The 8,378-nt window shown below is 44.0% G+C and carries 11 protein-coding genes; 5 read left to right on the top strand and 6 right to left on the bottom strand.

Features of this window, described 5'->3' with window-relative positions:
• Nucleotides 1-77 precede the first annotated feature (77 nt).
• Complete coding sequence (locus tag PX636_RS20335) at nucleotides 78-875, bottom strand: sulfite exporter TauE/SafE family protein (protein ID WP_002795969.1); 798 nt, start codon at nucleotides 873-875, stop codon at nucleotides 78-80.
• 280 nt (nucleotides 876-1,155) lie between these two features.
• On the opposite strand from PX636_RS20335, the gene PX636_RS20330 reads away from it, so the two are divergent.
• A complete protein-coding gene (locus tag PX636_RS20330) occupies nucleotides 1,156-2,160 on the top strand; it encodes a sulfate/molybdate ABC transporter ATP-binding protein (protein WP_288118531.1) in 1,005 nt (334 codons plus the stop codon).
• 15 nt (nucleotides 2,161-2,175) lie between these two features.
• Here PX636_RS20330 and PX636_RS20325 read toward each other — a convergent pair whose 3' ends face one another.
• The 3 genes from PX636_RS20325 to PX636_RS20315 are packed head-to-tail and all read right to left on the bottom strand — an operon-like array spanning nucleotide 2,176 to nucleotide 3,540.
• On the bottom strand, nucleotides 2,176-2,619 hold the full coding sequence (locus PX636_RS20325) for a type II toxin-antitoxin system VapC family toxin (RefSeq protein WP_002795967.1): 444 nt from the start codon (nucleotides 2,617-2,619) through the stop codon (nucleotides 2,176-2,178).
• Complete coding sequence (locus tag PX636_RS20320) at nucleotides 2,616-2,945, bottom strand: hypothetical protein (RefSeq protein ID WP_002795966.1); 330 nt, start codon at nucleotides 2,943-2,945, stop codon at nucleotides 2,616-2,618. The genes PX636_RS20325 and PX636_RS20320 overlap by 4 nt, the downstream gene beginning before the upstream one ends.
• A 55-nt stretch (nucleotides 2,946-3,000) precedes the next feature.
• Nucleotides 3,001-3,540 carry a pentapeptide repeat-containing protein gene (locus tag PX636_RS20315; protein WP_002795965.1) on the bottom strand — a complete coding sequence of 180 codons (540 nt, stop codon included), beginning with the start codon at nucleotides 3,538-3,540 and terminating at the stop codon, nucleotides 3,001-3,003.
• 374 nt (nucleotides 3,541-3,914) lie between these two features.
• Between PX636_RS20315 and PX636_RS20310 the strand changes: the two genes are divergently transcribed.
• Nucleotides 3,915-4,610, top strand: a complete 696-nt coding sequence (locus PX636_RS20310; protein ID WP_288118529.1) for a TerC family protein — start codon at nucleotides 3,915-3,917, stop codon at nucleotides 4,608-4,610.
• A gap of 138 nt (nucleotides 4,611-4,748) precedes the next feature.
• On the top strand, nucleotides 4,749-4,988 hold the full coding sequence (locus PX636_RS20305) for a hypothetical protein (RefSeq protein ID WP_223210634.1): 240 nt from the start codon (nucleotides 4,749-4,751) through the stop codon (nucleotides 4,986-4,988).
• Between the two features lie 77 nt (nucleotides 4,989-5,065).
• Here the strand turns inward: PX636_RS20305 and PX636_RS20300 are convergent, their stop codons facing one another.
• Both PX636_RS20300 and PX636_RS20295 read right to left on the bottom strand, forming a co-directional pair.
• Nucleotides 5,066-5,464 carry a YidH family protein gene (locus tag PX636_RS20300; RefSeq protein WP_002795962.1) on the bottom strand — a complete coding sequence of 133 codons (399 nt, stop codon included), beginning with the start codon at nucleotides 5,462-5,464 and terminating at the stop codon, nucleotides 5,066-5,068.
• Between the two features lie 71 nt (nucleotides 5,465-5,535).
• Complete coding sequence (locus PX636_RS20295; RefSeq protein WP_002795961.1) at nucleotides 5,536-6,342, bottom strand: prohibitin family protein; 807 nt, start codon at nucleotides 6,340-6,342, stop codon at nucleotides 5,536-5,538.
• 609 nt (nucleotides 6,343-6,951) lie between these two features.
• On the opposite strand from PX636_RS20295, the gene PX636_RS20290 reads away from it, so the two are divergent.
• Nucleotides 6,952-7,095 (top strand): PLP-dependent transferase, encoded by a 144-nt coding sequence (locus PX636_RS20290; RefSeq protein WP_288118527.1) that lies wholly within the window; start codon nucleotides 6,952-6,954, stop codon nucleotides 7,093-7,095.
• 69 nt (nucleotides 7,096-7,164) lie between these two features.
• Nucleotides 7,165-8,358: an IS4 family transposase gene (locus PX636_RS20285; RefSeq protein WP_149989937.1), complete on the top strand. Its 1,194-nt coding sequence runs from the start codon at nucleotides 7,165-7,167 to the stop codon at nucleotides 8,356-8,358.
• Nucleotides 8,359-8,378 lie beyond the last annotated feature (20 nt).

The following is an 8,378-nucleotide window of genomic DNA, read 5'->3' as shown; positions in this document are numbered from 1 at the left end:
TTCTAACGTAAAGCCAACCTAGAACGGCGGGGTTTCAGACCCAAAATTTCCGATGACCTTCGAGTGAACTATGGGGGTTAGGTGGGTTGGAGTAAGCGCCAACTGACCGTGACTAGAATAGTATAAAGCAGTATTTTTAGGGCATTTTTGGGGAAATATTCCGATAATCTTGCTCCCACTACTACCCCCGGTATTCCACCCAACCAGATAGGAAGTACCAGATTCCAATCTACTGTTCCTAATCCCAGATGACCGATGGAAGTACAGGTTAAGAGGATGGAAGCTTGCGATAGATCTGTACCGACTAATTTGCGAGAATCAAGCTGAAAAAAGGTCATCAAGACCAATGCAAATAAGGAACCACTGGAAATACTGGTTAAACCGACCAAATAGCCTAAAACTGCCCCTAATATCGTTGTTTTTATCTGACCCGATCGAGTGGTTAAATCTAATTTTGGCCAGGACCAAGGGGACAAATCGGGAAAAAATAAGGAGATTAGTAGTTCTAGGGCCGCTAGGACAGTCACGATCATCAAGACAAGACCGATGATATGGGGCAGCCATTGATCGAGATTGAGGGAGCTATTCTGCTGAAAATAGCGAAAACCGACTAATCCTAACAGAGAACCGGGTACACTGCCAATTACTAGCCATTTTACCACTTCTAACTCGATCGTTTGCTGTTGCCAGTGACGAACAGTGCCGACCACTTTCATCAACCCGGCCGCTACCACATCGGAACCCACTGCGGTGGTAGCGGGAACCTGAAATACAAAGATTAATAGGGGTGTAATCAAGGATGAACCGCCAATTCCCGTTAATCCCACGACAATTCCGATAAAAAAGCTAAATATTGTCAATAAAGAATAGTCCATTTTTGCCTCAGTTGTCTCTTTTCTCCGGTGTGTTTCTGGTGGTTAAGGGACAAAATTAGTTAATTAAGCCTTTAGAACCGACTAAAAGAGCAAAAAAGAGTAATAGTAAGCTTTTATCGCTGTTCAATCTTTTTAGTCTCTGTTTACAACCAGTAATCTCCGAATCGAAACTTAATTTTCTTGCTATCTTGTAAAATGTAAGTGTATTTTAATACGATTGCGATTGAATCATGGTTAAAATACGGTCAAACCCTATACATTTTTTTGCCAGAGGATTACCGTGAGCATCATCATCGAGCGAGTATCGAAAAAATTCGGCACCTTTACTGCTTTAGACAACATCAACCTAGAGATCAAATCGAATCGTCTGGTGGCACTGCTGGGGCCGTCCGGTTCAGGAAAAACCACTCTCCTGAGAGCGATCGCAGGATTAGAACCTCCCGACACAGGCAAAATTATCATCAACGGCAAAGACACAACCCATTTAAATGTCAGAAAAAGGAATATTGGCTTTGTTTTTCAGCATTATGCGCTTTTTAAACACCTGACGGTGCGTCAGAATATCGCTTTCGGTTTAAAGATTCGCAAAGCTGCCCCGGACTACATTCAAAAACGAGTGGACAATCTCTTGAGTTTAATTCAATTGCAGGGATTAGGCGATCGCTATCCGGCCCAACTATCCGGGGGTCAACGTCAACGGGTTGCCCTAGCCCGGGCCTTAGCGGTGGAACCGGAAGTATTATTATTAGATGAGCCTTTTGGGGCCTTGGATGCCAAAGTTAGAAAAGAGCTACGAGTTTGGTTGCGACAGTTACACGAGGAGGTTCATGTCACCAGTGTTTTTGTCACCCACGACCAGGAGGAAGCCATGGAAGTGGCCGACGAGATCGTAATTTTCAATGAGGGTAAAATCGAACAGGTGGGAACTCCCGATCAGGTGTACGATCATCCTGCCTCTGCTTTTGTGATGAGTTTTATCGGCCGGGTGAATGTTTTACCACCGACCTCGGCTGCACTATTCGAGCAGCTCGGAGGGGGTACTAACGGAGTCAAGATTTTCATTCGTCCCCACGACCTAGAAATTCTCTCTTTTCCCAATGGGTCTAGTATTGCGGCAAAAGTCGAGCGCATTATCCATCTGGGTTGGGCCATCGATGTGGAATTAATTCTACCCGATCGCTCTCTCCTGATTGCCCATCTGAATCGAGAACAACTGGATCAACTGCACCTCCAAGTCGGGGAGCAAGTTTATGTTCGTCCTCGGGATGCTCGCGTTTTTGCTTAAAAGTCACCCTTATTGTTAGCACCTGACGGTCGCAGGATGAACGGCGATTATTTCCGGGTAACGGCTAAAATCGTCAACATTAAAGGTCAGAATATGTGTAAGGTCATGAACGCACATGGCTGCTACTAGCTTCGCATCATGTACCTGCACACCCTTGACTGAATAGGTGAAGACTAAGCGTTCCCATTCGGGATAAATAGCGGGCAGATCGTCAATAATGGGAAAAAGTGACTTTAGGCGATCGATTTCAGCCTTGGCTGCGGCCACTGTGCGTCCTAAACCATTTCTATTAATTGGACGGGTGTAAACGTTCCAAAACTCGATTAAATTCTGTGGTGCGATATAGAGTTTTTCTCCTTGTCCCAATAATAGACTTGTCGCACCCACAGCATCGCCATACATGGTGTGATCAGGTTCCGCACTTCGCAATAAGACATTAGTATCAACTAAAAAAGTCACAGGCACTCATCGTCATAGATACTATCGCGACTTACGGCATAGTCGGATAAAAGTGCGCTGCCTCGATCGTGACTACTTGCCCAATCCCGAAAAGCTTGCGCTCGTTCCGTCGATGTTGCCGTCTCGTAGAAAGGTGTTTTTGGCTCTATCAGTTGTTTTAGCATTGTCTCCAAGAGAATTTCTACCTTTTCTGGTGATTGGTGACTAATTCTTGCCAAAATCTCGGCAATTGCCTTTAAATCTTGCTGATGGGCTTTTTTAAAGTCTAGCAGCATTTCCGCTCCCTCCCCATCTAGCGATCGCTGAGAAAAAGGAGTAATTTCCATAGATATTGCTCTCCTTGAAAACCGCTAAAACTTGATTCTGCCATAAAAACTTTTTTTAGAATAGATTGGGATCGACACCGATCGCCCCTTCACCGTCCGCATCTTGCAGGTTAGCACCGTCTAACCGAGCATTAGTGAGATTGGCCTTCTCTAAGTCAGCTTTTTGCAGATTGGCGTTGGTTAAGTTTGCTCCTTGCAGGTTAGCTTTTTCTAAATCTGCACCTAAGAGATTGGCCTTGCTTAAATCGGCTCCCGCTAGGAGAGTTTTGCCGAGGTCGGCTCCCCGGAGGTCAGTCCCTTTGAGATTAGCACCCTGTAGGTTAGTTCTTTCTAGATCCGCTTGACTGAGGTTTGCTCCTTCTAGATTGGCCGAGGACAAGTTTAAATCTTTGAGGCTAATTCCGTTAAAGTCACAACCGACACAGGCGTTAGTTTCCTGTAGTTTTTGCAGATTATCGGCGGCAGCCGGCTCGACCAGAGTAATTTTTGCCGGTGCGCCGCCAGTGGGGGTAACGGCCCTAGCGATGGCAGGGTGGAAGCAAGAAAAAACTGTGATTAGCAATAGACAGAAGGCTGTCAGTAGCTTCGGTTTCATCGTTTTTGATCTCCTTGAGTGATCTTTTTGAGTCTCTGTTTTCACTCTAGGCAATGGCTTTAATAAAAACAAATATTCTTTGTTTTCAAATCCATAAATTCCCTTTATGCAAAGCTGGGAAACCCCCTCGCCCTTTCATCACTTTTATTTATTAAAACGACAATTAAGAATATTTGCTTTTATGCTTGTCCCGTACCTAAGATGATAGTGTCCGGCCAAAATCCTGATCAAGGAGAGTGTGGTCAGCAATCTCGCCATCGATCGCAAGCTCAAGAACTTGACCTTAGATTTATACCGACAAAAAAATAGTCAAGAATCCTAGCAGGAAATACCAAGACGCATCTACAACGTCATAGGAGTAAAAATATAATTATATGTCCCCTCAAATTCTCGATATAGCTGAAAATCTCTCTCTAACCACTTGCGGCACTATTCTCACCCTGGCAGTCTTAGAAACCATTCTATCGGCCGATAATGCCGTCGCCCTGGCCGCTTTGGTGCGAGAACTTCCCGACCCCAGACAACAACGCCAGGCTTTAAACTGGGGATTGGCCGGGGCATTTGTGTTAAGAGTTGCCATGTTAGTCAGTGCCAGTTGGACAGTTAAATTCTGGCAGGTGGAGGTACTGGGTGCTATTTATCTGATCTGGTTAGCGGGTAAGCATTTTTGCCAGAAATTTTTAGATATAGAAATAGAAGACCAAAATTTTGCCACTAATCTCGCCATAGAATCTTTTGGCCGTGTTATTGTTCTGATTGCTTTTACGGATCTGGCTTTTTCCCTCGATAGTGTGACAACAGCGATCGCCCTGGCCGATCGATTCTGGATTCTTCTGACTGGTGGTATTTTGGGAATGTTAGCCCTACGATTTTTGACCGGTTTATTTGTCAGGTGGTTAGCTGAGTTTGTTTACCTACAAGATGCGGCCTATCTGACGGTTTTAGCGGTAGGGGGAAGATTGTTATTAAAAGCTTATCAACCAACCTATTTGCCGCCAGAGTGGATGGTATTAATGATGGTGGCGGCCTCCTTAAGTTGGGGCTTTTCTAGGCGTGTTGTGGTGGAATAGTTCTGGCAGCAAGGGATTTTCTCAATTTTTTAGGAGCGTGTCAACCGTTATACTCCGGGAGGATGGGCGACTGTGACATAATTTGGGACTAGGTACGGTAAGAGTCGCTAGTGAACCCCGTTAGCCTTGGAGACTTCCTTGCTAGACACCATTTCCACCCTATCCCCAAAACTAACAGCGATCGAAACCAAGGGAAATCCTCTCCCCAAAGTTGTCAGTTGTTCCTCCACCTGTCGTTATTGTCGGTTTTATAAGTTTCAGGGGAGAGGAAACGGCTATTGTCAACGCTTGGGAGTCGCTGTCCACAGTCATTGGCGCGCCTGTCCTTTGATTTGTCCACCTTTCGCCCCTTCCTGGGAAAGGTCGGAAAATGGGTAATTCTAAGTAGTTATCTGGATTTTACCGCCTGTATCGAGCAATTTTCTCCCCATCCCGCTCCGTCCGAGGATGGGGTTTTAATCGAAACCGATGCTTTCTACTCCACCGCTATCGGGACTGGTGGCGACAAAATAGAGAATTCCCGACCCTAGACAAGCGATCGCTATACTAAAGCAAATAATCCAGACTTGAGCAGGTTCGTAGCTATTACTATCGATCGCTCGCCGGATGAGAAAATATCGGCGCGTGGCGATGACAACGGTTAATAATCCCACCATAGCGAAGACAAAACCCAACAACCAACCCAGTCCTAGAGATGACGAAGATACTGTTCGTAAACGCAAAATGACCAGACCAAAACCCATCAAAGCGATCGAGGCACGCATCCAAGACAGATAGGTGCGTTCGTTGGCCGAATGATCTCGCCAGTAATCGGGGTTAAATTTCTGCTTTGTCTTTCGGGATTTAAATAGCATAGAGGAGTTCCTCGCAGTGAACTTCAATAAAATCAAGTATTCTTTCTTATGGTTTTAATAAATTGTTTTTATCATTTAGTTTTTCGCTTATCTTTAGCCAATTCAAGGGACTTAAGCAGATTATCATCCATAAATAGGGGAAGTTTACCGTCCCATCTTTCGATCGCTTTGTTCTGTAAAACTTCTGGACTTAAGGAATCTTGGAGAATGCGATGAGCTGCCGCCTCTCCCTTAGCCAGATTGATTTTTACTTCCGATTCTTTCAAGGCTTTCAACACCATAAAACCGGCTTTTTTGGCCTCCTGTTCGGCAATTTGTTTGGCTTCCACCGCATCGGTAAAGCGATCGGAAAAGTTGACATGAACCAAAGAAATATCATCGACACCGATATGATAATTTTTCAGTCTTTCGCTCAAACGAATATCTACTTCCCCTTTCACCTCCTCCCGTTTAGTAATTAATTCTTCGGCGGTATATTTAGCCATAACTGCCTTGAGAATTTCCTCCACTGCTGGATCGATCACTCGTTCAATGACAGCCGCTTCATCGCCAATTTGTTGAAAAATAGTATTAACTTCTGATGCTAAAATATGCCAATTCATGGCCACATCTGTGAATACTTCCTGTAGGTCTTTGGAGGAAGCTTCGGCCGCTATCTGTTGTTTTTGAATTCTCACACTTAGTTTTTTCACCGTGTTAACAACGGGAATAATCCCGTGAATACCCTCATTAAGTATTTTATCCTGTACTTGACCAAAAACCATTAAAACCCCTCTTTCTCCCGCATTGACAATCACGAAGGGATTAAAAATAATCGCCAAGATTAATAACAAAAAAAAGAGATTGCTTGGTCTGGCAAAAAGGCGAATTTTGAGCATTTTAATTGGTAATAGAGATAGTTTATGGGATGGGATTACAAATCAGGTAATTCTTGATAATTTTATCTATAAAATAAAAGTAAACTTGTCCTGTATTTTTTCGATAAAGTCAGATTTAGTCTCGTTATTTCTCTCCCTTCTGGCTGGCAAAATATCGGGAAATACTGGTCTATTTATAGTTATTATAGTCGCTAATTAAATGTTTTAGAAATTATGAATTAAAACGATTATCTCGTTAGTTTTAGTCAGAAAGTTGGACAAAAAAGCATTTATTTATCCAAGAAAGGAATCGGGGTTATCCAGAAGCAATTATAACAAAATTTCCTTGGGTCTAAATGGTACATTCTCATTCCACCAGTCTAGCTGGTACTTTCTTTTGTAGCAATTACCTTAACACAATCTAGTTTCGGCATAAAAGATATTCTGTATACAGGATATCTCGATAAATTGACTGGCAGGCAGAAGGCAGAAATGGCTATGATAGAAAAATACAGTAAGCGAATAAGCCTACTGTACCCATTCCATCCCCTAATGAGGTAATTTAATCACCCTTTTTCCTCGATCGCACAAATCGAGGAATTTATCCTTTATTTTCGTCCCTGAGCGCCCATGTCTGACCGTTACCGTTTCGAGACGCTGCAAGTACACGCCGGCCAGGAACCTGCCCCCGGAACCAACGCCCGCGCCGTTCCCATCTATCAAACCACCTCCTACGTTTTTCAAGGGGTGACAGAGGGGCTACAAGCTAGATAGAGCGGGGGGTCTAGCCAAACGACCCCCTAAAGAAATAGAGTGGTTAGGACAACCACTCAAAATTTTAAAATGTTACCTTCATTCTATCAGGCTTGTTTACAGGCGAACCTTAGCGAGGCGAGCTATTTGACCTTACAGCTCCTAATCCTGCTCTTACAAAGTCATCGGATAGTCCAACTAGAGAAACTGGCCGCTCTTTTCCCGCAACCGATAACCTTTGAAAGTAGAAGACGGAATTTGCAGAGATTTCTTAAGCTCCCGCAACTAAACGTGAAACTCTTGTGGTTTCCTTTGATCAAACAGATCGTCAAGCTAGAATTTAGCGGAAAAAATAAAAATCGAGAGCAAAGAAGAAGGCTCAAAAAACTGAAACACGCGGGAAGATTATTAGTCGTCATAGATAGAACCGATTGGAAGGGGAGAAATTTATTCGTCGCCAGTGTGATTTGTGGTCGGAGAGCTTTGCCCGTATATTGGGTGTTACTGAATAAAAAAGGAAGTAGCGCTCTCGGGGAACAGAAAAAATTCCTCAAGCCAGTCTTAGGGTTGTTGAAACCCTATCCGCTCGTCGTAATGGGAGACCGTGAATTTCAGTCAGCGCAATTAGGGAAGTGGCTTGACGACAGAGGTGTAGCTTTTATCTTCCGTCAAAAGAAAAGTACCTACACGCGATTGAAAGATGGAGAAAACTATCAAGCCCTTTCCGAGTTAGAACCGAACCGGGGCGAGCGAAACTTCTTTCGGGGAGTGACCCACACGAAAAGCCATGAGATCGAGGGGTTCAACCTAGCAACTTATTGGAAAAGAGGTTATCGAACTAAAGGGTCTAAAGAGCCTTGGTATTTATTGACCAACCTAGAATCTTTAGAGATAACTCTCAAGTTATATAAATCTCGATTCGGGATTGAAGCGATGTTCAAAGATTGTAAAACGGGAGGATATAATCTTGAAAAAACGAAAGTGAGCGAGCCTCGCTTTCTCGCCTTAATTTTATTAATCGCTATCGCTTACTCTTTGAATACAACCCGTGGTCAAAATCTCAAGAAATCGGGAACTCGCGATTATATTTGTCGCTCCAAAGAAGCGAAACGCGGTCCGGAAAGACATAGCGATTTTTGGATAGGTACTTATGGGAGCTTCTGGATCGAGTCGATGGACGCGTACTCGGAACTCGCCTTTTCTTTGATCCGCCTCAAGCCAGGAAAACACCCCGATTTTTCTAGGGGTCTAACGGCTATGCGCCTTATCCAGCAAGCCTTTTAGTCGCCTTGTCACCCCTTGAA

The organism is Microcystis sp. M53598_WE2 (assembly GCF_030067735.1).
Lineage (GTDB): Bacteria > Cyanobacteriota > Cyanobacteriia > Cyanobacteriales > Microcystaceae > Microcystis > Microcystis aeruginosa.
Note: the sequence above shows the minus strand (reverse complement) of the source record. Positions and strands in the feature narration are given on the sequence as shown.

What these genes read in the sequence shown, in the direction of transcription:
- PX636_RS20320 (WP_002795966.1), bottom strand. Translation starts at nt 2,945, where the DNA reads ATGGAAATTACTCCTTTTTCTCAGCGATCGCTAGATGGGGAGGGAGCG.
- PX636_RS20335 (WP_002795969.1), bottom strand. Translation starts at nt 875, where the DNA reads ATGGACTATTCTTTATTGACAATATTTAGCTTTTTTATCGGAATTGTC.
- PX636_RS20315 (WP_002795965.1), bottom strand. Translation starts at nt 3,540, where the DNA reads ATGAAACCGAAGCTACTGACAGCCTTCTGTCTATTGCTAATCACAGTT.
- PX636_RS20310 (WP_288118529.1), top strand. Translation starts at nt 3,915, where the DNA reads ATGTCCCCTCAAATTCTCGATATAGCTGAAAATCTCTCTCTAACCACT.
- PX636_RS20290 (WP_288118527.1), top strand. Translation starts at nt 6,952, where the DNA reads ATGTCTGACCGTTACCGTTTCGAGACGCTGCAAGTACACGCCGGCCAG.
- PX636_RS20295 (WP_002795961.1), bottom strand. Translation starts at nt 6,342, where the DNA reads ATGCTCAAAATTCGCCTTTTTGCCAGACCAAGCAATCTCTTTTTTTTG.
- PX636_RS20300 (WP_002795962.1), bottom strand. Translation starts at nt 5,464, where the DNA reads ATGCTATTTAAATCCCGAAAGACAAAGCAGAAATTTAACCCCGATTAC.
- PX636_RS20285 (WP_149989937.1), top strand. Translation starts at nt 7,165, where the DNA reads ATGTTACCTTCATTCTATCAGGCTTGTTTACAGGCGAACCTTAGCGAG.